This window comes from Pseudomonas sp. Y5-11 (genome assembly GCF_022368695.1).
Taxonomy (GTDB): domain Bacteria; phylum Pseudomonadota; class Gammaproteobacteria; order Pseudomonadales; family Pseudomonadaceae; genus Aquipseudomonas; species Aquipseudomonas parakoreensis.
In genome coordinates, this window is record NZ_CP058974.1 from 4,015,124 (window position 1) to 4,041,087 (window position 25,964).

The window sequence follows — 25,964 nt, forward strand, 5'->3', positions numbered from 1 at the left end:
CGACTCACGGCCGCGCCCAGCAACTCAGACTTTCTAAGCATAATGGCCGCCGCGGCCGTGACACGACGCTTGCCAGCATTCCAGGTCGGCCGCGATGCCTTCGGCTTTGTGACTGAGCATGTCGCAGTAGATAGCTTACGTTCACTCAATCGGCTGATTGAATGGGCCCGGGCAGATGTTTGTGGGGCGGATTTCAACCGACGCTTCGAGACTGGAGGGTCTGCTGCGGCGGCAGAGCGCACAATGCGCACAGTATTACAGCCACTGACTGAGACGCAAACCAACGATGAAGAACTGGACTTCTATCAACACCTTGTCGCGTTGCGAATCGATGGGCTAGGTGAGAGAGGAACTTTTAGGGGGGCAGTCATTACTCAGTTGAAGGGCGTGCTTGCCAGTGACCAAGATGGCCAAGCCGAGTTGCTGTTCAACCGGTTGTGCCAGATCGCCAGTGATGGTGCGGGTAATGCGAGAAAATGGACCCGAACCACGCTTGTCCAGCAGTTGCAAGGCGCTATGCGGCTGCGATGCGCCCCAAGCTACAGCGCTGATCTGGAGTTAATTCAGCGCTACTCCTCAGCCAATATGGCCGATATTCTGGAGACGATTGGCGACTTCCGGATCGCACGTCCCCGTATCAACAAGCAAATTCAAGCCTCACTGGGCACGTTCCGCCTGGTCAACCTCACAGGGTTGCCCGGCTGTGGGAAATCCGTGGCTTTAAAAGGTGAAGCAGAAGAAGCATTCGACAAAGGACCAATTCTGTTCCTGAAATCAGATCGGTTGCTCGGCAACAGTTGGTCCGCATTTTCTGCAGCACTGGGCTTGCGCCATAGTGCAGAAGAGATTCTTACCGAAATAGGTAGCACCGGCACACCAGTTCTCTTTATCGATGGTATTGACCGCGTTCCATTGGATCAGAAGGGCATCATCACCGATTTGTTGAAGGTGATTGAGAGCCACGGAACCCTCCGCAACTGGAAAGTCCTGGCGACTTCCCGGGATCAAGGCCTGGAACCTTACCGCGCGTGGTTCCCCAGCAGCTTCTACCGAGAACACGGTATTGGCGATGTTGTCGTCGATCCGTTTAACGATGCAGAGGCAGCCGAACTCGCCGAACAGGTTCCTGCTCTGCGCTCGCTGCTAAGCATATCGTCTGCTGTGAAGGAAGTGGCACGCCGACCGTTCTTTGCTGCGGTCTTGGCGAGAAACAGTGCTGCGATGCAAACCTCAGCGCTTCACACGGAAACTGATTTGATTGCAGCCTGGTGGTCGCGGGCGGGCTACGACGCAGTATCCGAATCAGCGGAGGTGAGGCGACGGGCCATTCTCGATTTGGCAGAGAAGGGAGTAGGGGAGCTAGGTAGACGAATTCGGATCCGAAGGCTGGATAGTAATACCGTGCCCCAATTGGCAGCGCTGAAAGCCGACTTGATAATTCGCGACCATGATGATGGCGCGGCCGTCTCTTTTACCCACGATATCTTCTTCGAATGGGCATTTTACCGGGTATTAATTGATCTCGATTCCGACTGGCACGGCGCGATCTTGGACGCAGGGGAGCCGCCGTTGCTTGGGCGAGTAGTGGGACTACTGGCGCAGAGGAGCCTAAGCACCCCCGGTAGATGGACAACCGGTTATCGACTGCTGGAGAGCAAGCCTCTTAGACCGCAATGGCGTAGAACCTGGCTGACCGCTCCTCCGTTCACCACTGCTTTCACCGATGCAGGCCCATGGGCAGAGTTTACTGCTGTGTTGCAGGAACAGGACTTTCGACTCCTGGAAAAGCTATTGGTGTGGTTTCAGGCAGAGCACACGATCCCAAACCCCGTCGTTTTGGGCCGTGCAGCGAGCACTGACGACGGGGAAAAATCCATCCGCGTTGCACATCTACTGGGGTGGCCGTCTGACGTCAGGACTTGGGGACGACTGATCGATTGGTTGCTATCCGTCGCAGATACGGTACCTGGACGTCTAGTTCCGCATGCCGCGGACGTTTTCGAAGTGTGGCTAAACATGTGGGGGCACAATGCAATCCAACGTACAGGCAATATCGTAGCCCAGAGCGTCCGTTGGCTGAATGATCTTGAAAATGCCAAACGTGTCGAGTCGACCGGTAACAAATGGAAGGAACTTGGACGCGATGCGCGCGAGCAACTGGCGATGTCTCTGCGCCGGGCAATTCTGCGGTGCGCACCGGCGTTCCCGGACCCAGCGATTAAACTCTACCAACACGCAGTAGCCGCCGAGCACCTACGGGATGCTAATTACGGTACGCTCATGGCATATGCACACGTCATGGCAACCGTCGCGCCCGACGCTGTCATTGAGCTGGCCAAATCAGAACTCCTTCAAGAGTTGCCTGGTACCCGCTTTGCTAGGGAGGAGGAGGAGAGGCGAAGAAGCGCGGAGCGCAGGAAAGCCATTCGCGAAATTCCAGAAGCTGAGCGAACGCCCAGACAGCAACAGCAGTTGGACCAGATGTTCTATCCCTTGGGTCGGGAGTTTCCGGAGCTTGATGAAGTCGGCATCAACAAATACCACCATTATTACACCGACGTCTCAGCGCTTCACGAACCGTTCGCTAGCCTCTTTGCCCATGCGCCCGATCACGCACTCAAGCTTATCAATGAGATGGCGAATCATGCAGTGACAGGTTGGCGGCAAGTACACGCCCTTCGAGCCGACACAAAAAAACCTTTTCCCGTTGTAGTGGATTTCCCCTGGGGCGAGCAGACATTCTGGGGGGACTGGACAGTTTATAGCTGGTCCCAAGGCCAATTGGGTGCAGCACCACTGGAGTGCGCATTTCTTGCCCAAAGCTACTGGGCATTCCAGCAGTTGGAGAATGGTCGCCCGACAGATGAAGTCATTCGTGTGGTGGTCGAACAGTCTGAATGTATTGCTGCACTTGGATTAGCCCTGCTCATAGCGCTCGAATCGCTTCACGTGTCAGAAACAACAATGGCTTTGGTCGGGTGCCAAAGACTCTGGGAGCATGACCTGAAACGTGTCATACAAACACCCACTCTAGAGCTTGGTGTCCTGGGTTTCAGCCTAGATTCGCGCCTTACGGATGATCAGTGCCAAGCCCAGGCATTCTTAAGAACGCGGACAAGCCGTAAACGCAATGTGCGTCAGCTTGCCATGGCTTTCGCCGTTTCGACAGACGATCAGTTGCGCGCTCGGTGCAAGGCGATACTGGCAGCATTCCCCGACAGGCTTCCATTCGAATTTGAAGAAGACGCCAGCAATAGTTCAATTGCCAGCCGCTTGAAGTCGTTGGCAGAGCAATGGGCAGGCCAAGGCGATGTCGACAACTATCGCGCCGTGGCTACCAAGTCGGGTCATCAAGCCATTTCCTATGAATCGCCGGTTCCCTTCGACGCTCAACAACAGTTGCGATTTGATGAAGCAGAGGCTTTTCTTCACGCATCGAACGTTCTCGCTTGGGCTACCCAGTCACTGGAACAAAACATTCTGCAGCCTCACATGAAGCTGGCCAGCGCGGTGGCATTTGCTAAGCAGCAAGATTCGGACGACATGTTCAAGGTGCGATTTGATGTAGGAGATCATGCGGTACAAAGCGCAATCTCCTGCATCGCTGCGTGTGTCATCCGTTTTAGTCAGGATGAGAGTGATGATCTTGACTGGGCCTGGGAAGTGATGGAGCGTGTTTGGAACATGCAGGAGCGCCCATTGAACGGCTCACACGTACCATGGCATCCGTTCAACCACCTCATTGCAGCGTTGGTGCAGCAACGCGTCAACAACAATCAGGATACTGATGCAGTCGCTATGCTGCTTGAACTGGCTGACCATCCGCAGGAGGACGTTTCGGCGTTGGCGGTTGCCGGTTTACTGCGAGACGACGACTTGGCAGTCACCTGGGTGGCCGCTTTACTCGTCATGAGGCGGGCCATTCGCTGGCGCTCAACCTGGACGCCCGATCGGGGCCACGATCATTCCAGAGACCGAGCCAGCCGCGAGCAGGCACTGCGTCTCGCTCTGGACGAGTTGGCCGAAGGGCACCCGGCGCAGTTCCCGCCCATGCCGGTGGCCTGGGTGCAGCTACCGGGTGGCGAGGAGGAAGATTGGGATGACGGTAGCGATCGGTATCTGCGTGATCCAGACCCGTTCTTTGATTGGCACTTCGCTGCAGGGATTTTCAGGTTTTTCCCAGTTGAGCGGTGGTGCACTTCCACAACCTACAAAAGCCACTGGCAATCGGCGCTCGATGAGCTTTGCACATGGACTGCATCACGCTTGTTTCCACCGAGATCGGCAGATAAAAAACAACACCACCCAGATGGGTACGAGTGGCATGACACGTTAAGCCGCCTGATTGCACGATCGGCGCCCCTGCTCGACGAAGAGTGGTTCATAGAGATCTGCTTGCAGCCATTCTTGTCAGCGGAGAGGAACTCATTGCAGATGCTGAGTCGCATTGTCCGGTCATTGACTATCCACCATGTAGTCGACGCCGTCCGCATCGATACACATATGCTACGGCTTCTAGACATGTGTGCGGAGCGCCTAATCAATGATCAAGCCTTCTCAGAAAAAAGCGACGGCGCAGTTCACGACAACGCATTGGCCCGTCTCGTCGAGGCGCTCCTTTTCGTGGCCGTAACAGATGCGCCGCAGGCGACCCGATTTGCGAATGGTGACTGGTCACAGGTGGCGGCGATCATGCCGATGATCACTCGCATTATGGCCAAAATTGGCTGGTCATCAGACGTGATGAGCAAGTTCTTGACCCTCTGCGAGCGAGCCGCCGATGCCTATCCAATTCGGGCATTCTCACAGCAGGTTGCAGCCGCACTGGAATCCATTCATCTGTCGCAGGGTAGTTGGACAGGAACCACACTGCCCGCACGTATCGCCGCTACGATTCAGCGCCTTACGGATAAGCACTATCCGCTCGAGCAAGATCAGGCCCTGGTGTTACTGCGTATCCTCGACGCGTTGATAGACTTGGGTGATCGCCGTAGCTCAGCCCTAGAGCAAAGTGAGGCATTCAGGGAAGTTCGCAAAACAGCTTAAGGTGGTGCGGTTGCGTCATTCGTCTTGGCAACGGCTCCAGCAAGCTGGTACCCAAGTAGGCTTAGCCTTGACTGCCCTGTTGTATCTTGGAAAAGCCGGGGTAAATGAGCAAGCCGCCGGCAAGATCCTTAGCTCGCTTAGCGCTGAGGAATTCAGCAAGCTCATGGCCTGCAAGATGCCTAAGTGGGTGCGGAAGGTATTGGCCGATTTTGCTTAGTTTGGCCCTGGCTTCTTGAATTAATTGCGCCTTTAGCTTCCATTTCGAGGTTCTGACCTTGGGCCTTCCCTTCATAGCTCCTCTGTCATCGCCGCTCTGGAAGCAGTTTTGCATCCGGCCCGAGAGTCGCACGCTCTATCCGACTCTCTTGGACGGAGGCTACCTATCGCCGCAGGTCACGCACATCCGAAAACAAGATGCTAAAGGGGGCCAAACTCTTATCAAGATCGTCTCTCAGTGAATAGACGGTCCCGCTGGCCACCTGGTAGACGAGAAAGTACGACCCGTCTTGGGGATCTGCTGCAATCCCTGCCATCGTCAGTGGTTCCATAAGCCAGGTGGATTGGCTGTTGACGTGAGGAGGTGTCACCAACTGAACCTGTTCAACCCACATACGGTTCGACTGGGCATCGACGAGCTGTTTGAGTTCATGAGCATGGTACATCATGAGCATGCTGGCGAAATTTTCACGCCCCGACCTATGCACCACTTGTAGATAAAACCACGGCAACATCAGTTCCTGCTCAACGAAGCTCCACACCCTTTGCCCGGCTGGAGACGCTGGCTCATCGGGCAGGTCAAACGCTATTTCGGCACGCGGATAGGTAGTAAACATGGCACCCCCTAAAATGAACACTATAGATTGTAGCCCTATAGGGCTCGATAGCGCTTCATCGTTCCTTTTGTGGGAACGGAAAATTGGAACTCAACATCGCCTTCGGCCAGGCGCTCAAAAAGGTTCGAGCCAGTAAAAACCTCACGCAAGAGGATTTTTCTACAGTGAGCAGCCGTACGTATCTCAGCTCGCTGGAACGAGGCCTGAAAAGCCCTACGCTGGAGAAAATCAATCAACTCGCTGGAGCCCTTAAGGTGCATCCCCTCACGATCCTCGTCGCTACCTACATCGGTAGAGACGACCATCAAGACGTTGAACGTCTTTTTCAGACGATCAGGGATGAACTGGCCGAGGTAACCTCTCTTGAACACCTATCCAAACGAAGCTAAAGCGCCGCTAAGTGAGCAAGTGGGGAAGGGTAGAGGGAGGGCACCGTCGACACGATGCTTCCACAACACTTCTCTAGCACCAACAAAAGCATAGAAAGGCCTACTGGTAGATCCCAAACTCGACTCGTCCCAAGTAGTCTTCGATTACTCTAAATCCAACTGGGTTATCTACCAGAGTGAGAGGAATCAGATCTGCCAAGTGCCTGCAGGGTTTTTGAAGCCATTCTTCGGCAAGCTGCAGACTGCCAAAAACCGTCGTTGCGTGCTCGAGAACCCTGGCGAACTGAAAAGCTACAGCACTTTGGAAAGCATTGAGGCGAAAGGCTCCATCATCATTCTTGCCGATTTTTTTATGCCTCGGCTTGCCAACGATCCGTTCGATGACCTTCGACGATGCATAGAGCTTGGAGGTCGAGACCATGGCACGGACGTCTTGGAGCGTGAAACCTTCTTTCGCCAGCAAGAAAATGCTGAACTGGCTTAGCTCATCGATTCTGGCTTGAGTCAGATACTCGGTTGGTTTTCGGACCTGGTGGCCTGACGCAGGCATTTGCGCATCATGAGAATCCATAGGGTTCACTTGTGACGTTGGGTGACGGATGAAGACTAGGTCTAGTCAATTCTAGATGGATTCAACGTGCAAGACATAAGGGCTGAAAGCAGCCCCTAGGGCGAGGAAATTTCAAAATTGAGAATTTTAGGGCGAGGCTGTTCTAGATTTCTACGAATTAGGCGTGGGTGCGTGCGAGTTTCGCAAGGAAAGTCTCGAATTTCCGCATTCGCGAGTTGACTTGATGTCTGCAGCCTGTGGGCTTGGTGCAGGAGGGACGTAACGTAATACCTCGTTTAACATAATATACATTACACGTAACAAGATGTTTCCGAATCAGCCCGGTTGCACGCACATTCAATCCAGAGGCTCACCAGAAACCGCATTTTCCAAAACCTCGGTTTGGCCTGAAATTTGTGAGCCTCAATCAGCAGACCGCGTCAGCTTTTCTATCAACATCCGATGCTGTGGAAATTGCGCAGTCAGTCTGCGTCTGTCACCCATCTCCATGTCCGAGAAATCAAATCCCGGCGACACGGTTTCACTGATCAAACCAAACCCGTGTTCACCCTCAAGCAGTCGCGATGCTTTCCAGATGCCACCAGGCACGTGCATTTGCAAAAGCTGTCCCGCCAGAATATCGCTACCCATTACCAATGTTTGAAGCGAACCGTCACCTGCGATCATGCTGTACTCGATGGGATCGCCCAAATGGTAGAAATGCAGGATGTCCGATTGGTTGAAATGAAACTGGCCGACCGGCGAATCTTCCGTCAGCAAGTAATAGATCGAAGTCATCAGGTAACGTGGGCCACGGGTGGTTTGCAGTATGGCGCGATGATCTGCTTGAAAAGTCCTGCGAAAATAGCCGCCTTCAACATGAGGCTGCAGATCCAGTGCAGCAATCACGTCCACAATGTCTGTTTTCCCTCGATTCATGGCCTGCTCCATTGATTGAAAGGCAGATAGGCTGATAGCTCTACTAAACGGCTATTTAGTGGAGTTAACGGTATTTCGAAGAATATCGAAGACAATTGCTTCCACTTCAACGATCTAACGCATACCCACGTCAGGAACACTCGCTAGCGCTTCAGCGTCTCGCTCGGCAGCTCTTTGAACAGCGCCCGATAACTGTTGGAAAACCGCCCCAGATGCCAAAACGACCAGTTCATCGCCACTTCGGCCACGGTGGTTTCCGTGGGCCGGCGATTGAGTAATTCGCGGTGTGCACTGTTAAGCCGGCGCAGGCGCAGCCACTGGCTCGGGGTCATACCGGTGTAGGCCTTGAACGCCTGCTGTAATTGACGCAACGGCACCCCTGCCACCTTCGAAAGCTCAAGCAGATTAACAGTCTCTTCTGGCGAATCTGCCGCCCATTCCCCTACTCGCTTCATGATCGTCCGTTCTTCAGTACGACGCTGCAAACCGCCTCGATCAAGGCGGGTGTGAGCGTTGTCGAGAATGAACAGACAGTCTTCGAGCAGCTGCTGCGTCAATGAGTTTTTATCAAACGGATCAACAGCTTGCGACAACTTCGTGAGCGTTGAGCTTAACCAGCGACTGAACAAGGCGTTCTGCCCGCAGTTAAGCGGCGCCATGAACAATCCCTCGAGTTTCGCCACATCCAGACAGTGTTCACGGACGAATTGCGGGCCGAACACCACGGCGATTTCCTGGTAGTTCTCCGGGGTGATCCAGATGTTGCGGCTGTCTTCGTTAAGCAAATACAGCGCGTTGTCACTGCGATCAAAACAGAACGCCAAGGCACCCGATGGCGCGCTGAATGCCTGCTCGACGCGGGTGTTCATCTGTTCTTCGTAGACCTGCACACCTTCCAGATCCAGATAGCGAATCTGCCCGGCGAAATGCCCGGGCGACATCTGCTGGTAATGCTGTACCCAACCCGGTGTGGCGCGGATTTGTTCGGTGACATCAGCGGTATTGAACGCCTGAACCTGAAGCGGATTACACGTTGTCATGGGAGACCTTGCGCACTCTTTTGGTGCGCTTTGGTGCTGCTTAAAGTGGATAGATGGAACGGCAAGGCACGCCCAAGATAGTCGTCAACGCGCCACAGGGGAAGGGGCGGAAGATGAAACCCGCCCTCCCCGGCGTCTATAAAACCAATAACGAGGTCTTTATGAATGCCCCTTTCGATCAGCTGTTCACATGGCTGAAAGATCACAAGATTACCGAAGTTGAATGTGTGGTCAGCGACCTGACCGGCATTGCCCGCGGCAAGATCGCACCGACCAACAAGTTCCTGCATGAGCGAGGCATGCGCCTGCCGGAAAGTGTGCTGCTGCAAACGGTAACCGGGGATTTTGTCGACGACGACATCTACTACGACCTGCTCGACCCGGCCGACATCGACATGGTCTGCAAACCGGTGAGCGACGCCGTGTATGTGATTCCATGGGCCATCGAGCCGACCGCCATCGTCATTCACGACACCTTCGACAAGTTCGGCAACCCGATCGAACTGTCGCCGCGCAACGTGCTGAAAAAAGTCCTGCAGCTTTACACCGACAAGGGCTGGAAGCCAATCGTTGCACCGGAAATGGAGTTCTACCTGACCCAGCGCTGCGAAGATCCGGACCTGCCACTCAAGGCACCACTGGGGCGTTCGGGCCGTGCCGAAAGCGGTCGGCAGTCGTTCTCCATCGACGCCGCCAACGAGTTCGATCCATTGTTCGAAGACGTCTACGACTGGTGCGAGCTGCAAGGTCTGGATCTGGACACGCTGATCCACGAAGACGGCCCGGCGCAGATGGAAATCAACTTTCGTCACGGCGACGCCCTGGATCTGGCCGATCAGATCACCGTGTTCAAACGCACCCTGCGGGAGGCGGCGCTCAAGCACAACGTCACTGCGACGTTCATGGCCAAACCGATTGGCGACGAACCTGGCAGTGCCATGCACCTGCACCAGAGCGTGGTGGAAATCGCCACGGGCAAGCCGATTTTCGCTGATGCCGACGGCAAGATGAGCGACTTGTTCCGCCATCACATCGGCGGCCTGCAAAAGTACATTCCTAAAGTACTGCCGATGTTTGCGCCCAACGTCAACTCGTTCCGCCGCTTCCTGCCGGACACCTCGGCACCGGTCAACGTCGAGTGGGGCGAAGAAAACCGCACCGTCGGTTTGCGTGTACCGACCTCCGGGCCGGAAGCCATGCGCGTGGAAAACCGCCTGCCGGGCGCCGACGCCAACCCGTATCTGGCGATTGCCGCGAGCCTGTTGTGTGGCTACATCGGCATGGTCGAAGGCATCGAGCCGAGTGCCGCCGTCGAAGGCCGCGCCTACGAACGCCGCAACCTGCGCCTGCCGATCACCATCGAAGACGCGCTGACGCAAATGGAAGAGTGCGACACCGTTGCCCGATACCTTGGCAACAAGTTTGTGCGCGGCTACGTCGCGGTCAAACGCGCCGAGCATGAAAACTTCAAGCGCGTGATCAGCTCCTGGGAGCGCGAGTTCCTGCTGCTGAGCGTCTGATCCACGTCCTATATCCCTTGTGGGAGCGAGCCTGCTCGCGAAGGCGTCACCACAGTCACCATCAATGTTGCCTGACCCACTGCTTTCGCGAGCAGGCTCGCTCCCACAGGGATTGGCGAACCACCTGAAAAATCCAAAAAATTCGAAGAGGTGTCGATATGCGTCTATTGAAATCCATGGTTCCCGCCGCACTGGCGCTGTTGTGCAGCACCGCAGCCCTGGCCCAGCCCCAGGTCAGCGTCTACAACTGGACCGACTACATCGGTGAAACCACCCTCGCCGACTTCCAGGCCAAGACCGGGATCAAGGTGATCTACGACGTGTTCGACTCCAACGAAACCCTGGAAGGCAAACTCCTCGCCGGTCGCACCGGCTACGACGTGGTGGTGCCGTCCAACCACTTTCTCGCCCGTCAGGTAAAAGCCGGTGCGTTCCTCAAACTGGATCGCGAGCAGCTACCGAACTGGAAAAATCTCGACCCGAAATTGCTCGAATTGCTCGAAAAGAACGACCCGGGCAACCAGCACTCGGTACCGTACCTGTGGGGCACCAACGGCATCGGCTACAACGTCGACAAGGTCAAGGCAGTGCTTGGCATCGATCACATCGATTCCTGGGCCGTGCTGTTCGAGCCGGAGAACCTGAAGAAGCTCACCCAATGTGGCGTGTCGATGATGGACTCGGCGGACGAAGTGTTCCCGGCGATCCTCAACTACATGGGCATGGACCCACGCAGCGAAAACCCGGAAGACTATAAAAAAGCCGAAGCCAAACTGCTGAGCATCCGCCCCTACATCACCTATTTCCACTCCTCGAAATACGTTTCCGATCTGGCCAATGGCGACATCTGCGTAGCCTTCGGTTACTCCGGCGACGTGTTCCAGGCGGCCAACCGCGCCAAGGAAGCCAAGAACGGGGTGAACATCGCCTATGCGATTCCGAAAGAAGGCGCCAACCTGTGGTTCGACTTGCTGGCGATCCCGGCCGACGCCAGCAACACCAAGGAGGCCCACGCCTTCATCAATTACCTGCTTGATCCGCAAGTGATTGCCAAGGTCAGCGCGTCGGTCGGTTACGCCAACCCGAACCCGGCCGCCAAGCAGTACATGGACCAGGCGCTGGTGAACAATCCCGAGGTCTACCCGTCCCAGGCAGTGCTGGACAAGCTCTACATCTCCTCTACCCCGCCCCAGTCGATCATGCGTCTGATGACCCGGTCCTGGAGCAAAGTGAAGTCGAACAAATGAATCAGTACAGCCAAGAACACGCCCGCTCCTATTACGCGGCTTCAGCCCGGGCCAGCACGCCCTGGCCGACACTCGACGCTGACCTCAGCGCCGATGTCTGCGTGATCGGCGGCGGCTTCACCGGCGTCAATACCGCGATTGAACTGGCGCAGCGCGGGCTGTCGGTGGTGTTGATCGAAGCCCGGCGCATCGGCTGGGGCGCCAGCGGACGCAACGGCGGCCAGTTGATTCGTGGCATCGGTCACGAGGTCGAAGGCTTTGCCCGTTACGTCGGCAACGACGGCGTGCGTTATCTGCAACGCGCCGGTATCGACTCCGTGGAACTGGTGCGCCAGCGCATCACCGAGCATGCCATCGAGTGTGACCTGCGTTGGGGCTTCTGCGAACTGGCCAACACCCCGGCGCAGTTCGCGGCGTTCAAGGACGAACAGGTCAGCCTCGACGAACTCGGCTACCGCCATGAGACCAAGCTGGTCGGCCCCGAGCAAATCCGCCAGCAAGTGGTCAACGCCGACGGCTACGCCGGTGGTCTGATCGACATGGGCTCCGGCCATCTGCACCCGCTGGATCTGGTGCAGGGCGAAGCGCGTCTGGCGGCGTCCCTCGGTGTACGCATTTTCGAGCAGAGCCCGGTCCAGCAGATCATCCACGGCGAAACGGTTGAAGTGCGCTGCGCCACCGGCAGCGTCCGCGCTGGCAGTCTGGTGCTCGGTTGCAACGCGCATCTGGATGAACTCGAGCAGCAACTCAGCGGCAAGGTCCTGCCCGCCGGCAGTTACATCATCGCCACCGAGCCGCTGTCCGAGGAACGTGCCGCGCAATTGATCCCGCACAACCTTGCGTTGTGCGACCAGAAAGTCGGCCTCGACTATTACCGGCTCTCGGCGGACCGACGTCTGCTGTTTGGCGGCGCCTGTCACTATTCCGGTCGCGATCCGGCGGACATTGCCGCCTACATGCGCCCGAAGATGCTTAAAGTCTTCCCGCAACTGGCGGACGTGCGCATCGACTATCAATGGGGCGGCAAGATTGGCATTACCGCCAACCGCTTTCCGCAGGTCGGGCGGCTCAAGCAACAGCCGAACGTGTTCTACGCTCAGGGTTATTCCGGTCACGGTCTGAATGTCACGCATTGGTGCGCCAGGCTGCTGGGCGAGGCGATTCACGCCGGCCACAGTCAGGGCATGGACGTGTTCAGCGCCGTGCCGCACATGACCTTCCCCGGCGGCCCGGCCTTGCGTTCACCGCTGTTGGCATTGGGTATGTTCTGGTATCGCTTGCGCGAAATCCTCGGCTAACGCGCGCCCCTGTAGGAGCTGCCGCAGACTGCGATCTTTTGATCTTTAAAATCAAGAGATCGCAGCCTGCGGCAGCGCCTGCACAAAACCACATCGACCCGCGAATTTGCTCTATCGCCAAGCACTTCTATATTGATGAAGTGCTTTTGCGTTCCTGACGCTCAGCATCCACAAAACCGAGGAGGACATGGATGAAGTCGTCAGCCGCCGATGAGCCACGAGCACCGGGCCACGCGCCAATCAAGACCCGGCGTTTCAGCATCTCCCTGGTGTGGATCGTCCCGGTCGTCGCGGTGCTGGTCGGCATATCGCTGGTGGTGCACAACCTGCTGCAGGAAGGCCCGACCATCGTCGTCAACTTCAAGACTGGCAGCGGCCTGGTTGCCAACAAGACCGAGGTCAAATACCGCAGTGTGGTGATCGGTCAGGTGACGGATGTCGAATTGAGCGGCGATCAGAAGAGCGTCGACGCCACAATCAAACTGGCCAAACAGGCCGAAACCTTCACCCGCGAAGACTCGGAGTTCTGGGTTGTGCGCCCACGCATCGGTGCCGGCGGCGTTTCGGGCATCGATACCTTGCTTTCCGGCGACTATATCGGCGCCGACATCGGTCAGGCCAACAACCGCGCCAAGCATTTCAAGGGGCTGGAGAATCCGCCGCCGATCACCTACGGCGAACCGGGCAAGCGCTTCATGCTGCATGCCTCGGATCTCGGCTCGCTGGATATCGGTTCCCCGGTTTACTACCGCAAGATTCCGGTGGGCCAAGTCGTGACCTACACCCTCAATCCCGAGGGCAAAGGCGTGGACATCGAGGTGTTCATTCACGCACCGAACGACGCGTTCGTTACCGAAAATACCCGCTTCTGGAACGCCAGCGGCATCGACATCAATGTCGGCGCCAACGGTTTTGCGGTGAAGACCGAATCGCTGTCCACCATGCTGGTCGGCGGCATTGCCTTCCGCGCGCCGGATTACAGCCCCAACGACGTTGCCGCCGCCGACGACAAGGACTTCGAACTGTTCGCCGATCAGCAGACCGCCCTCGCCCCGCCCAACGGCAAGGCGCAATACATGGTGTTGCGTTTCGAGCAGTCGTTACGCGGGCTCAAGGTCGATGCGCCCGTCGAGTTTCTCGGCATGGAGATTGGCCGGGTCGTTGGAATCAACCTCGACTTCGACGCGAAAAAACGCACCTTCCCGCTTAACGTCGGGATCGTCATTTACCCGCAGCGCCTCGGCCAGGCTTACAAAAAGATGCTGACCGAATTCAAGCACGATCCCAACGACGAAGCGGCCGGTATTCGTCTGCTCGGCACCTTCGTCGACAACGGTCTGCGCGCTCAGGCCCGCAGCGGCAACCTGCTGACCGGGCAGCTGTACATTGCGCTGGATTTCTTCCCGAAAGCCGAGAAAGTTGCATTTGACGCAACGGCCCGACCAGTCGCCTTGCCCACCGTGCCCGGCAGCCTCGAACAGTTGCAGGAAAAACTCGAAGCGGTGGTCGACAAGCTCAACAAACTGCCGGTCGAGCGGATTGCCGGCAACCTCGACAGCAACCTCGTCGAGCTGCGCAAAGGCCTGCAACAGTTCAATGCGAAAACCTTGCCGGGCGTGCAAACCACACTGGCCGACGTCAGCAAGACCTTGCAGTCCGCCAGTTCGACCTTGGCCGAAGATTCACCGCAGCGCGAGAAACTCACCGAGACCCTCGACGAACTCGGGCGCATGTCGCGTTCGCTGCGTGAGCTGTCGGACTATCTCGGTCGCCATCCGGAATCGCTGATTCGCGGTCGTCCCGACAACGCAGCGCCGCTGGATCTGAAAGGACCGCCACGCAATTGAGCCCAGGAGCTATCCCATGGCTGTACCGCTGAAGATCACCATGCTCGCTGCGTTCATGCTCCTTGGCGCCTGCCGCAGCGAACCGATCAACTTTCACACCCTGACGCCGGTGGAGCTGTCGGCGTCCCGGGCCGGCGCGCAGATTCCCATTGAGGGGATCAGCGTGCCGCCGCAAGTCGACCGCCCGCAAATCGTCATCCGTCAGGGCAACAATGGCCTGGCGATTCTGGAAACCCAATGGTGGGGAGCGAGTCTGGCGGATGAATTACGCAGTGCCTTGAGCGATCAACTGAGCAATACCGGCAGTCGCGGCAATGTTTCGGTGCGTATCGATGTGCAGCGTTTCGACTCGATTCCCGGACAATACGGGCTGATCGACGTCAAATGGCGCCTGCGCCCGAGCGGTGCGGCGGACAACGCTCTGCTGACCTGCCATTCAACCTTGCAAACACCCTCCGGCCCGAGCATCGACGAACTGGTGGCCGCGCAACAGAACAACGTCAAACGCCTGGCAGCCCTGATCAATCAGGCGGCGGGCAACGCTCGCTGCCCGTCAGCCTCCTGAGCCGCCGACAGCGTGACCGTGAAACGGCAGCCATTGGGCTCGCGAGTGACCAACTGAACCTGCCAGTGTTGATGGCTGCAGATCCGCTGCACCAGCGACAACCCCAGCCCAAGGCCTTCACCGCGCTGTTCGTCACCGCGCACGAACGGCTGGAACATCGCGTGACGTTTTTCTTCCGGAATACCGATGCCGCTGTCCTCGACCACAAAGCTGTCGTTGAGCAGGGTCAACCGGACAAATCCCTGATCGGTGTAATGCCAGGCATTGCGCAGCAGATTGCCCATGACCGACTGCAGGAACGTCAGGTCGTAACGTGCACTGCCCGCCAGTTGCGGCTCGTAGATAAACTCCAGACCCTTTTCGCCAATCAATCGCCCCCAGATTTCCACCTGGGCGTCGGCGATAGATTTGAGTGTGCAAGTGGATTCGGTGCCGAGCTCCTCCGGCTTGCGCGCCAGCATCAAGAAGGTCTCAACCAGTTGGCGCATTTCTGCGCTGGCCCGGGCGATGCGTTTGACCTGTTGGGTGGAGCGCGAATCCAGCGAAGGGTTGGCCAGCAACAGCTCGCAGGAACTGGCCAGAATCATCAGCGGTGTGCGCAATTCATGGCTCACGTCACTGGTGAAAAGCTTTTCCCGGTTCAGGGTTTCGCGTAACCGGCCGAGTGTCTGGTCGAAAGACAGCGCCAGCGCCCCAACCTCGTCATCGGCGTAATCCGGATGCAGCGCCGGTGCCAGTGCGATCAACTGGTCACGATGACGCACCTGCCCCGCCAGGCGGATCACCGGCGCCATGACTTGCCGCGCCAGCAGCCTGCCGAGCGCGACCGCCAGCATGACGCTGAGGATGAACCCGACTATCACCACCACGAACAGCAGGTGCTCGCGTTGTTCGAAGCTTTCCTGATTGCGCAACAGCACATATTTGCGGCCGCCGACCGCCTCGACCATCGCATAGAAGTCGTCGCCGTTGAACGTGATCTCTTGAAACCCCACGGGCAGTTCCGCCAGTTGCGGTGTCAGCGCCATGGGCCCGGGGCCGTTCTCGAAAAAAAACAGTTCGCTCTTTTCCGGCTCGTGGCGCCACTGGTTGATGTCGTCCATCGCCAACAACCGGCGCAAGCCACCGCTGAGGGCGGTCATGGTCAACTTGTGCTCCACGACATGCACGGTAGCCACAATGCCCATTGCGAAGACACCGGCCACCACCGCGCTCATCAAGGCGAACACAATCACAATCCGATTGGCGAGGCTTTGCTTGAGGTCCATCCGGTTGCTTGACTCCAGTGCTGATGTCGGGGACTGCAAGCCGCTGCGCCACGACGTTATCCAGAGTCGCAGCTTCGCCTCGACTGGCGCTGTTGTTAAGTGGCCCTAATAAACAAAACGAGTATTTGAGTTTATTTATCAAATAGACTTTTCCGTTAATGCCTGCGCCGCTCTCGCAAATTTTTCACATGTTCTTCACTGCACCGCCACGACTCTGAACGTAGTGTTCAGCAGCCATTCAAGCAGACCACCGTAAAGTAACTAACCTCCTGGAGCTTACGTTGCACTTTGCGTGTGAACTGAATGGAACTCGGGAATGACAAGGGGCAACGTCGTGGTTGAATTAGCACAAGTACAATCAGCACCCAAGAGGTCGTACCTCTCGCGTCCGCGTGCCTGGGCAGCCATCGCAGTCGGCGTGCTGGTGATCAGTCTGATTTGTGGCTTTGTCTGGCTGCAGCGTTCACCAGCCAACCTGCGCTATGTCAGCGCATCTGCCACCCAGGAGTGGGTCAAAGCCTGGCAGGCTGGCGAGGTCGTCGCGCTGGTCCGTCATGCCGAGCGTTGTGACCGCTCGAGCAATGTTTGCCTGGGGCCGGCAGACGGTATCACTCAGCTGGGCAGTGTCTCTGCAGCCACCGTGGGCCGGGCCTTTACGCAACTGGGAATGCAGCAGACTCAGGTGTTCACCAGCCCGCTGACGCGCACTGCACAAACGGCTCACTACATGTTCGGTCGCGACGCAGTGGCCGCGGAATGGCTGGAAACCTGTGGCCCGACGATGCGCAATGAAGTGGTGGCGCACAAGACCGCAGGACAGAACATGATCCTGGTGACCCACAGCGGCTGCGTCGCCGATTTCGAACGGCAAACCGGTTACCCACGCGCGGTCGCCGCCGAATATGGCAGCACGGTTTTAGCTCGAATAGATGCGCAAGGCAAACTTGAAGTAATCGGCATCATGAACCCAGAAGGCTGGCAACGATTGCCCAAGTAATCGTCAGACTTGATCAAGTAAAAAACACTCGGGCAATGCTCTGGCACAGAGCTATTGGCGCTTATGAAATTGTAATAAGAAATTTTTTTCACTTTGAAAAACTGGAAATATTTCATTTTAAAGCTTGTCTTTCCGAGGAGAACTTAACGCTGGAAGCAGACCCGTTCTCTGAATACAGGACACGCCCTTCGGACGTGCTCGCCTCTGCATTCATTCAACCCAGTGCCGCGCCTGCAACGGAAATCGCCAGGCGCAACACTGAAACGCACACTTTGTACTGCACCAAGGTCCAGTCATGACGTCTGAGAACAAACCGTTGCACCATGCAGCGTTGAATTTGCCGCGCCTCCACCAGAGCACCCTGATCGAACGCTTTGCGATACCCGGGCTGGTACTGGCATTCGTGGTGTTTTATCTGCTGCCGCTGATGACCCACGGCCTGTGGATTCCCGATGAAACCCGCTATGGGCAGATCAGCCAGGAAATGCTGCAGAGCGGCAACTGGGTGGCGCCGCACTTCATGGGGATTCGCTATTTCGAAAAACCGATTGCCGGCTACTGGATGATTGCCATCGGCCAGGCCATTTTCGGTGAAAACCTGTTTGGCGTGCGCATCGCCTCGGCGCTCAGCACGGGCGTGAGCGTCTGGCTGGCCTATCTGCTGGCCCGTCGCCTGTGGAACAACCCGCGAATCAGTGCCGCTTGTGCCCTCCTTTATATGAGCTTCGGCCTGATCGCAGGGCAGGCTGGCTATGCCAACCTCGATCCGCAATTCACCTTGTGGGTCAACCTCAGCCTGGTGGCGATCTGGTTTGCCATCGACAGCAATACCCCGCGCGCGCGTCTGGGCGGCTGGGCATTGCTGGGATTCGCTTGTGGCATGGGCCTGATGACCAAAGGTTTCCTCGCCCTGATGCTGCCGGTGCTGATTGCCCTGCCCTACATGATCTGGCAGCGACGCTTTGGCGAGCTGGTGCGTTATGGTCTGGTCGCCGTGGCGGTGGCCGCGCTGGTCAGCGTGCCATGGGCACTGGCCGTGCATTACCGTGAACCGGATTTCTGGCGATTCTTCTTCTGGCACGAACACATCCGGCGTTTTGCCGCCGGCGAAGACGCACAGCACGCACGGCCATGGTGGTTCTACCTGCCGTTGCTGTTTGCTTCTACCTTGCCATGGGCCCTGCTGTTGCCTTCGACGCTGCTACGCACCTGGCGCGAAAAACGCGATCCGAAAATCGCCTTCCTCGCCTTGTGGTTCCTGCTGCCGCTGGCATTTTTCAGCGCGAGCAGCGGCAAACTGCCGACCTACATCATGCCGTGCCTGCTGCCGTTGGCCCTGTTGATGGGCTACACGGTAATGAACTGGATAGCTGACCAGAACGGGCGCGTCTTGCGCATCAACGGTGTGGTCAACGTGGTGCTGGCCATTGCGGCGCTGGTCGCACTGATCTACCTGCAAGCGACCCGTGAAATTTACGAACACACCGAAATGTTCAGCCTGTCGCTGGGTTATATCGTGTTGCTCGGCTGGCTCATTGCCGGCGCGCTGCAAACCGTGCGCCCACTGACGCTGTGGGCGATGCCGGCGCTGGGCATCGGCTTGCTCGTCGCACTGCTGCCTGCCGCCATGCCGGCGACCATCGTCAACAGCAAGATGCCGGATCAGTTCATTGCCGAACACCAGCAGGAACTCAGCCAGACCCGCTCGTTGCTGAGTAACGACCTGGGGGCGGCTTCTGCGTTGTCATGGCGCTTGCGTCGCCCGCAAGTCGACCTGTTCAACACCGTTGGCGAGCTCAAGTACGGCCTCGATGACCCGGCCATGGCGTCACGCAAGGTCAGCCTCGCCGGTGTAGGCGAGTGGATGACCGAAGCGCGCAAAAAAGGCTCGGTGGGTGTGTTGATGCGCGTCAACAGCACCTCCGACGAACAACAACTTGAGCTGCTGCCGATCGATGGTCAGCACTTCCGGCGCGGCAACCTGGAAATCTTCATTTTTTCCCAGAGCAAACCATGACCGCAGACAAAAAAGATCGGGGCGCGTTGCTGCTTCTGCTTGCCGCGACTGCCCTGCTGTTACTGCTCGGTCTGGGGAGTCGTGAGCTGTGGGGGGCGGAAACCCGCTGGGCTAACATCGCGTTGCAGATGTTGCAGAGCGGCGACTATTTCGACCCCTATCTCAAGGGCAGCCCCTATTACGACAAGCCGCTGCTGTCGTACTGGCTGATCACCGCCACCGCCTGGTTCACGGGTGGACTGGGGCATTGGTCGTTGCGCCTGTCATCGGTGATTTCCGCGTGGTTCAGCGTGTGGCTGGTGTACCTGATCGGCGAGCAATTGTTTCGCAAAGGCACCGGGCTGATTGCCGGCTGGATGCTGGCGACCACGTTCTACTTCGTGTTCTGGGCGCGAGTCGCCACTGCCGACATCCTCACCGTCTGCGGTGTGCTTGCCGCGGTCTGGTGGTACTGGCGCGGCCCGGATGACACCCGGTTCTGGCGCTATGTGGTGTTCTTCGGTTTGCTGTCGCTGACCTCGCTGTTCAAGGGCCTGATCGGTTTCATCCTGCCGGGGCTGGTGCTGCTGCCGCACCTGCTCAGTGAGCACCGCTGGAAACGTCACCTGAACCTGCGACTGTTCGCGGCGATAGTGATCGCCGGGGCGTTTTATATGACGCCGTTCGTGCTCTCGCACTTCTACGGCGCGCCCAACTACGAACAAAGTGGCCTGGGGCTGGTACTGCGTGAAAACGTTGTGCGGTTTTTCCAGCCGTTTGATCAGTTCGGGCCGATTTACACCTACTTGATCTACCTGCCGGTTTACACCCTGCCCTGGGCACCGTGCTGGTTGATCGCCTTGTGGTTGGCCGCGCGCAACTGGAAGCACATCGAACCGGATACCCGCTGGCTGATTCAAGGGCTCGCGCTGCTGATGCTGTTCTTCACCGCCAGTGGCAGTCGCCGCAGCTATTACGTCTTGCCGCTGGTGCCCTTCGCGCAACTGCTGGGTGCCTGGTGGGTAACCCGGCGCATGGCGGCTCGCCACAGCGAAGGCCGTGGGCTGAAGATCGGTTTCGCTGTCACCACCGTGTTGCTTGCCGCGATATTGGGTGTGCTTTACCCGTGGACCAACAGCGGCGGCGGTGTCATCCGCTTCGGCGAACAGGTTCGCGAGCAGGCCAGTCAGCAGGCACCGTTGAATCAATGGCGCATGGTCATGGTCGAGGTCGACAACAAAGTGCCGATGTACCTGCAAACCGGTGGTGCACCGTTCTACTACGTGCCGGAAACGATCCAGGACTTTCCGCACAATGGCGACACAGCAACGCTGATCGCCTGGCTGGAACGCACCAGCGGGGAACGGTGGGACCCGCAACGCACGATTTTCGTGGCGCAATACCGTTCCGGCGACGCCGTGCCGCTCGATGCATTGAAGGCTGACCATCAGGTCATCACCACCACGCCCACCCGTGGCGAGCAGGTCTTTCACGGGCGGGAAGACCAGAGCGTGGCCTACATCCCCCACTCCTGAGCGATGACGTTAAGACAAAAGTAGAGAGTCGCGGTAAATTTGAATGGCAATGACAACTATTAACGGCTTCTTTGACGTTTTTTTCTCATTTGCCACCCTACATTGCCGCGACTCGACACTTGCAAATCGTTCGCATTGTTTCCTGCGAGGGTTTGCTCATAACGTCTGAAATCAGGAGCTGCCCGAATGAATCCACGCCTTCCATCCATCTTCAAGCGCGCATTGCTGGCCACCGCGTTGCTCGGCACCGGGCATGCAGTTGCCGCCGACTCGGTAGGTCTGGTGGTTTACAACGCGCAGCATGAAACGCTGACCAAGGCCTGGGTGGCCGGTTTCACCGAGGAAACCGGGATTCCGGTGACCATTCGCAACGGCGATGACACCGAGATGGGCAACCAGCTCGTGCAGGAAGGCGCCGCCTCGCCGGCAGACGTATTCCTCACCGAGAACTCCCCGGCGATGGTGCTGGTGGACAACGCCAAACTGTTTGCGCCGCTGGCGCCCGCGACCCTTGAGCAAGTCGACGCTGCCTACCGTCCGGCCCACGGCAATTGGGTCGGCATCGCTGCCCGTTCCACCGTGTTCGTCTACAATCCGAGCAAGCTGACTGAAAAAGACCTGCCCAAATCCCTGCTCGACCTCGCCACCCCCGCCTGGAAAGGCCGGTGGGCCGCCTCCCCGGCTGGCGCCGACTTCCAGGCGATCGTCGCCGCTGTGCTGCAACAGAAAGGCGAAGCTGCCACGCTGGAATGGCTCAAGGGCATGAAGACCAACGCCACGATCTATCGCGGCAACAGCGCGGTGCTCAAAGCGGTGAACGCCGGGCAGATCGACAGCGGCGTGATCTACCACTATTACAGCTTCGTCGATCAATCCAAGACCGGCGAGAACAGCAAAAACACCCAGTTGTACTACTTCAAACATCAGGATCCGGGCGCGTTCGTCAGCACCTCCGGCGCTGGCGTGCTGGCATCGAGCAAGCATCAGGATGAAGCGCAGAAGTTCGTCCAATACATCACCAGCAAGGAAGGTCAAGAAGTGCTCGAAACCGGCACCTCCTTCGAATACGCCGTGGGCAAAGACGCGCCGTCCAATCCGAAGCTGACCCCGCTGAAAACCCTCGATGCGCCGAAAGTCGATGCGTCGACCCTCGACAGCAAAAAAGCCGTCGAGCTGATGACCCAGGCCGGGTTGCTCTAAGTGATGCCCAAAACCTTGCCTGCACCGGCCGTGGTGACGGCCCCCGCCAACCTCCTCCACCCGCCCCGCACGCTGGCCGGGCGCGGCAGTTCGTGGGTGGTGAGTTCGGCGGTGCTGGTGTCGTTGCTGTCACTGCTGCCGATTGCCTTCGTGATCGGCGTGGCGTGGTACACCGGTTGGGCGACCCTCGAAGCCCTGGTGTTTCGCCCGCGAGTCGGCGAGTTGCTGATCAACACCGTGCTGCTGGTGCTGATCACCTTGCCGCTGTGCATTGTCCTCGGGACAACCCTGGCCTGGCTGACCGAACGCAGCAATCTGCCCGGCCGGCGTCTGTGGTCCCTGCTGGCGGTTGCGCCACTGGCCGTGCCGGCGTTCGTCCACAGTTATGCATGGGTCAGTCTGATTCCGTCGATCCACGGTCTGCCGGCCGGCGTGCTGGTGTCGGTGATCGCCTATTTCCCGTTTCTGTATTTGCCGATTGCCGCGACCTTGCGCCGTCTCGATCCGGCGATTGAAGATGTCGCTCAGTCCCTCGGGCTGAAGCCGTGGGCGGTGTTTTTCCGGGTGGTGTTGCCGCAACTGCGGCTGGCCATCTGCGGGGGAGCCTTGTTGGTCGGCCTGCATTTGCTGGCCGAGTACGGCTTGTACGCGATGATCCGTTTCGACACGTTCACCACGGCGATCTTCGATCAGTTCAAATCGACCTTCAACGGCCCGGCCGCCAACATGCTCGCAGGCGTTCTGGCGCTGTGCTGCCTGGCGATGCTCACGGCGGAATCCGCTGCCCGTGGCCAGGCGCGTTATGCGCGGGTCGGTTCCGGCAGCGCCCGGGATCAGCGCAGCGTGCAACTGGGGCGCGGCGCGACAACCTTGGCGCTGCTGCTGCAAACGCTGACGTGCCTGTTGGCACTGGGTGTGCCGTTGCTCACGTTGGGCCGCTGGCTGGTGGCCGGTGGTGCGCAGGTCTGGCAAGGCGACGAGCTGTTGCCAGCCTTGCTGCAAACCCTGTCGTATGGCGTGGCCGGCGCATTGTTGACCAGTGTCGCGGCGATTCCCATTGCGTGGCTGTCGATCCGCTCTCCGGGCAAACTGCAGCGCTTGCTGGAAGGCTGCAACTACATCACCAGTTCACTGCCCGGCATTGTCGTTGCTTTGGCGCTGGTCACCGTGACCATTCATTTCGCCCGGCCGATCTACCAGACCACCATCACGGTGCTCTTGGCCTATCTGCTGATGTTCCTGCCGCGGGCGCTGGTCAGTCTGCGCGCCGGTTTCGCGCAAGCCCCGGTCGAGCTGGAAAACATCGCACAAAGCCTTGGCCGCTCGCCGTTGCGCGCATTGTGGCTGATCACTGTGCGCCTGGCGGCTCCCGGCGCGGCGGCAGGTGCGGCGCTGGTGTTTCTGGCAATCACCAATGAGCTGACCGCGACCCTGCTGCTTGCGCCCAACGGCACGCGCACCCTCGCTACCGGGTTCTGGGCGATGACCAGCGAAATCGATTACGCCGCCGCAGCGCCTTACGCGCTTTTGATGATCCTGCTTTCTCTGCCGCTGACGGCCATTCTCTATCACCAATCCAGGCGTACCGCTGGCCGATGAACGCTCTCGAACTGCACAACCTCAGTAAAACCTTCGGCGCGCAAAAGGCGCTCGACGACGTCAGCCTCAACGTGCCGACCGGCAGCCGCACGGTGATCGTCGGCCCCTCCGGTTCCGGCAAAACCACGCTGTTGCGGATTATCGCCGGGTTCGAATTCCCCGACAGCGGCAGCCTTACGCTCAACGGTCAGACGCTGGTGGACCGCAGCCACGCGGTGCCGGCCTATCAACGGCAGATCGGTTACGTGCCGCAAGACGGCGCGTTGTTCCCGCACATGACGGTGGCGGCGAACATCGGCTTCGGTCTGGCCCTGACCGGAGCGGCCCGCACCCAGCGCATCCTTGAGTTGATGGACAGCGTGGCCCTCGACGCCAACATGGCCCACCGTTGGCCACATGAGCTGTCGGGCGGCCAGCAACAGCGGGTCTCGCTGGCCCGCGCTCTGGCGCAACAACCACGACTGATGCTGCTGGATGAGCCGTTCTCCGCCCTCGACACCGGTTTGCGCAGTGCCATGCGCAAAATGGTCGCGCGCCTGCTCGAAGACGCCGGCGTCACCACCATTCTGGTGACTCACGATCAGAGCGAGGCGTTGTCGTTTGCCGATCAATTGGCCGTGATGCGCAGTGGCCGGCTGGTGCAGTCCGGGCATCCGATGGATCTCTACCGCTATCCGCAGGATGAACAGACCGCGCACTTTCTCGGCGAAGCGGTGGTCCTGCCCGCGCAGATCGAGGCGGGTTGGGCGCATTGCGATCTGGGTCAGGTGGCGGTGAACAGCAACGGTTTCAGTGGCGCCGCGCAAATCATGCTGCGCCCCGAACAACTGCTGATCGCCGAGGTGGCCTCTGACAGTCATGGCTGCCACGCGCGGGTCACCGACCGTGATTTTGCCGGCAACACCTGCACTTTGACGGTTGAACTGAGTTCATCCGCGACGCAGGATCCGGCCCGTTCGATTCTGGTGCGCAGCACCGGTATGCACGCACCGCCCGCCGGCAGCGCGGTGCAGCTGTCGGTGCTCGGTGCGGCGCATGTGTTTGGCCTGAACTGATCAGAGATCGAAGCGATCCACCGCCCGCCGCCGCTCGTTGTCATCGCGCACATCGTAGTTGGCGGTGGTCTGGATGTTGCTGTGATGCGCCAGTTTCTGCGCAATCGACAGGTCATGCTCCTCGATCACCCGAGTGATGAACGAGCGACGGAAGTCGTGGGGCATGATCTTCACTCCGACCTGCGTGCCGCGCTGACGGGCAATGTAGTAGATCGCATGCTTGGTAATGCGCTCGCGGGTGATGTGGCTGCCACGGCGAATGCGGTTGAACAGAAAGGCATCGTCGCTCTCGCCTTCCTTGAGCTGCGAACGGCGCAGCTCGAGCCACGCATCAAGCTTGCTGAATGCCCACGCCGGCGCGTACTTGATCAACTGCTTGTTGCCCTTGGCGGTGACGCACAGGCTGCGCTCTGTGAAGTCGACCTGATTCAGGTCCAGGTCCACCGATTCCGACTTGCGCATACCCGTGCCGTACAGCAACGCAATGATCGCCGCATCGCGCAGGCCCTGCGGGCGCGGGTCGGCAGCGCAGACTTCCATCAATTCGTGAATCAACGTGCGCTTGAGATTGCGTCCCTGGGACAACCGTGTGCCGGCAATGCCCTTGACCGAGCGCATCTTCAAAAGATGTTCCTGGCTGATCAGGCTCATGCGCCAGGCCTCATTCATGACGCCGCGCACCGCATTCACATACAACGAAGAAGTGTTCGGTGCGTAGTTGTCTGCGCGTAATGCCGCGACCAGTGCAACAACATCTTCTGGTTGCAAGGCATGCCAGGGAATCTCTTCGACATTCAAGTCTTCAAAGCCCAGGCGATCGGCGGCATCTTGCAGCACGTAACGCATGGTCAATTGGCTGGAGGGCGCCAAACGCGCGAGGTACAGGCTCATCGGGTTGGTTTTTGGAGCGTCGGGGGTTGCAGCAACTAAATCAATCAAACGTTAAACCTTGAGTAAAAAATGTACAGCACTACAACAACTAACAAATGCAATGTACTTGAAGTAAAGAAGGTACTTGAGCTGCACTGTCGGACAAAAAA

General features: G+C 58.3%; 19 protein-coding genes. 13 read left to right on the plus strand and 6 right to left on the minus strand.

Annotated elements, in window-relative coordinates; all coding sequences use genetic code 11:
• Positions 1–57: 57 nt before the first annotated feature.
• The gene (locus HXW87_RS17650) at positions 58–5,046 is read left to right on the plus strand and encodes an ATP-binding protein (protein ID WP_177011105.1); all 4,989 of its coding nucleotides are present in this window, start codon (positions 58–60) and stop codon (positions 5,044–5,046) included.
• Between the two features lie 380 nt (positions 5,047–5,426).
• Here the strand turns inward: HXW87_RS17650 and HXW87_RS17660 are convergent, their stop codons facing one another.
• On the minus strand, positions 5,427–5,879 hold the full coding sequence (locus tag HXW87_RS17660; RefSeq protein ID WP_004577357.1) for a hypothetical protein: 453 nt from the start codon (positions 5,877–5,879) through the stop codon (positions 5,427–5,429).
• An 83-nt stretch (positions 5,880–5,962) separates the two neighbouring features.
• Here HXW87_RS17660 and HXW87_RS17665 point away from each other — a divergent pair, with 83 nt between their 5' ends.
• On the plus strand, positions 5,963–6,268 hold the full coding sequence (locus HXW87_RS17665; protein WP_004577358.1) for a helix-turn-helix transcriptional regulator: 306 nt from the start codon (positions 5,963–5,965) through the stop codon (positions 6,266–6,268).
• 100 nt (positions 6,269–6,368) lie between these two features.
• Here HXW87_RS17665 and HXW87_RS17670 read toward each other — a convergent pair whose 3' ends face one another.
• From HXW87_RS17670 to HXW87_RS17680, 3 genes are all read right to left on the minus strand, one after another.
• A complete protein-coding gene (locus HXW87_RS17670; RefSeq protein WP_024717488.1) occupies positions 6,369–6,839 on the minus strand; it encodes an MbcA/ParS/Xre antitoxin family protein in 471 nt (156 codons plus the stop codon).
• A gap of 402 nt (positions 6,840–7,241) precedes the next feature.
• Positions 7,242–7,757: a cupin domain-containing protein gene (locus tag HXW87_RS17675; protein WP_239776984.1), complete on the minus strand. Its 516-nt coding sequence runs from the start codon at positions 7,755–7,757 to the stop codon at positions 7,242–7,244.
• Positions 7,758–7,900: 143 nt separating this feature from the next.
• Entirely contained in the window at positions 7,901–8,797 is an 897-nt protein-coding gene (locus HXW87_RS17680) for a helix-turn-helix domain-containing protein (protein WP_239776985.1), read from the minus strand.
• A 161-nt stretch (positions 8,798–8,958) separates the two neighbouring features.
• Between HXW87_RS17680 and HXW87_RS17685 the strand changes: the two genes are divergently transcribed.
• The 5 genes from HXW87_RS17685 to HXW87_RS17705 all read left to right on the plus strand — a co-directional run bounded on the left by HXW87_RS17685 (position 8,959) and on the right by HXW87_RS17705 (position 15,274).
• Positions 8,959–10,317, plus strand: a complete 1,359-nt coding sequence (locus HXW87_RS17685; protein ID WP_041063837.1) for a glutamine synthetase family protein — start codon at positions 8,959–8,961, stop codon at positions 10,315–10,317.
• A gap of 158 nt (positions 10,318–10,475) precedes the next feature.
• A complete protein-coding gene (locus HXW87_RS17690; protein WP_041063835.1) occupies positions 10,476–11,564 on the plus strand; it encodes a polyamine ABC transporter substrate-binding protein in 1,089 nt (362 codons plus the stop codon).
• Positions 11,561–12,862 carry an FAD-binding oxidoreductase gene (locus tag HXW87_RS17695; RefSeq protein WP_239776987.1) on the plus strand — a complete coding sequence of 434 codons (1,302 nt, stop codon included), beginning with the start codon at positions 11,561–11,563 and terminating at the stop codon, positions 12,860–12,862. Before HXW87_RS17690 ends, HXW87_RS17695 begins: the two co-directional genes overlap by 4 nt.
• A 191-nt stretch (positions 12,863–13,053) precedes the next feature.
• Positions 13,054–14,709 carry an MlaD family protein gene (locus tag HXW87_RS17700; protein ID WP_239776993.1) on the plus strand — a complete coding sequence of 552 codons (1,656 nt, stop codon included), beginning with the start codon at positions 13,054–13,056 and terminating at the stop codon, positions 14,707–14,709.
• Between the two features lie 16 nt (positions 14,710–14,725).
• A complete protein-coding gene (locus HXW87_RS17705) occupies positions 14,726–15,274 on the plus strand; it encodes a PqiC family protein (protein ID WP_095669187.1) in 549 nt (182 codons plus the stop codon).
• On the opposite strand, the gene HXW87_RS17710 is transcribed toward HXW87_RS17705, so the two are convergent.
• Positions 15,235–16,542 carry a HAMP domain-containing sensor histidine kinase gene (locus tag HXW87_RS17710; RefSeq protein WP_239776995.1) on the minus strand — a complete coding sequence of 436 codons (1,308 nt, stop codon included), beginning with the start codon at positions 16,540–16,542 and terminating at the stop codon, positions 15,235–15,237. The genes HXW87_RS17705 and HXW87_RS17710 overlap by 40 nt on opposite strands.
• Positions 16,543–16,858: 316 nt before the next feature.
• Here HXW87_RS17710 and HXW87_RS17715 point away from each other — a divergent pair, with 316 nt between their 5' ends.
• The 6 genes from HXW87_RS17715 to HXW87_RS17740 all read left to right on the plus strand — a co-directional run bounded on the left by HXW87_RS17715 (position 16,859) and on the right by HXW87_RS17740 (position 24,924).
• The gene (locus HXW87_RS17715; RefSeq protein ID WP_239776997.1) at positions 16,859–17,539 is read left to right on the plus strand and encodes a histidine phosphatase family protein; all 681 of its coding nucleotides are present in this window, start codon (positions 16,859–16,861) and stop codon (positions 17,537–17,539) included.
• Between the two features lie 295 nt (positions 17,540–17,834).
• Positions 17,835–19,556, plus strand: coding sequence for a lipid IV(A) 4-amino-4-deoxy-L-arabinosyltransferase (arnT, locus tag HXW87_RS17720; RefSeq protein WP_239776998.1), 1,722 nt, complete (start codon positions 17,835–17,837; stop codon positions 19,554–19,556).
• Complete coding sequence (locus HXW87_RS17725) at positions 19,553–21,070, plus strand: glycosyltransferase family 39 protein (RefSeq protein ID WP_239777000.1); 1,518 nt, start codon at positions 19,553–19,555, stop codon at positions 21,068–21,070. The genes arnT and HXW87_RS17725 overlap by 4 nt, the downstream gene beginning before the upstream one ends.
• Before the next feature lie 186 nt (positions 21,071–21,256).
• Positions 21,257–22,270 (plus strand): iron ABC transporter substrate-binding protein, encoded by a 1,014-nt coding sequence (locus HXW87_RS17730; RefSeq protein ID WP_239777002.1) that lies wholly within the window; start codon positions 21,257–21,259, stop codon positions 22,268–22,270.
• Between the two features lie 3 nt (positions 22,271–22,273).
• Positions 22,274–23,869, plus strand: coding sequence for an iron ABC transporter permease (locus HXW87_RS17735; protein WP_182401102.1), 1,596 nt, complete (start codon positions 22,274–22,276; stop codon positions 23,867–23,869).
• Positions 23,866–24,924 carry an ABC transporter ATP-binding protein gene (locus tag HXW87_RS17740; protein WP_239777004.1) on the plus strand — a complete coding sequence of 353 codons (1,059 nt, stop codon included), beginning with the start codon at positions 23,866–23,868 and terminating at the stop codon, positions 24,922–24,924. Before HXW87_RS17735 ends, HXW87_RS17740 begins: the two co-directional genes overlap by 4 nt.
• Here HXW87_RS17740 and HXW87_RS17745 read toward each other — a convergent pair whose 3' ends face one another.
• Entirely contained in the window at positions 24,925–25,815 is an 891-nt protein-coding gene (locus tag HXW87_RS17745; protein ID WP_239779167.1) for a tyrosine-type recombinase/integrase, read from the minus strand.
• Positions 25,816–25,964 lie beyond the last annotated feature (149 nt).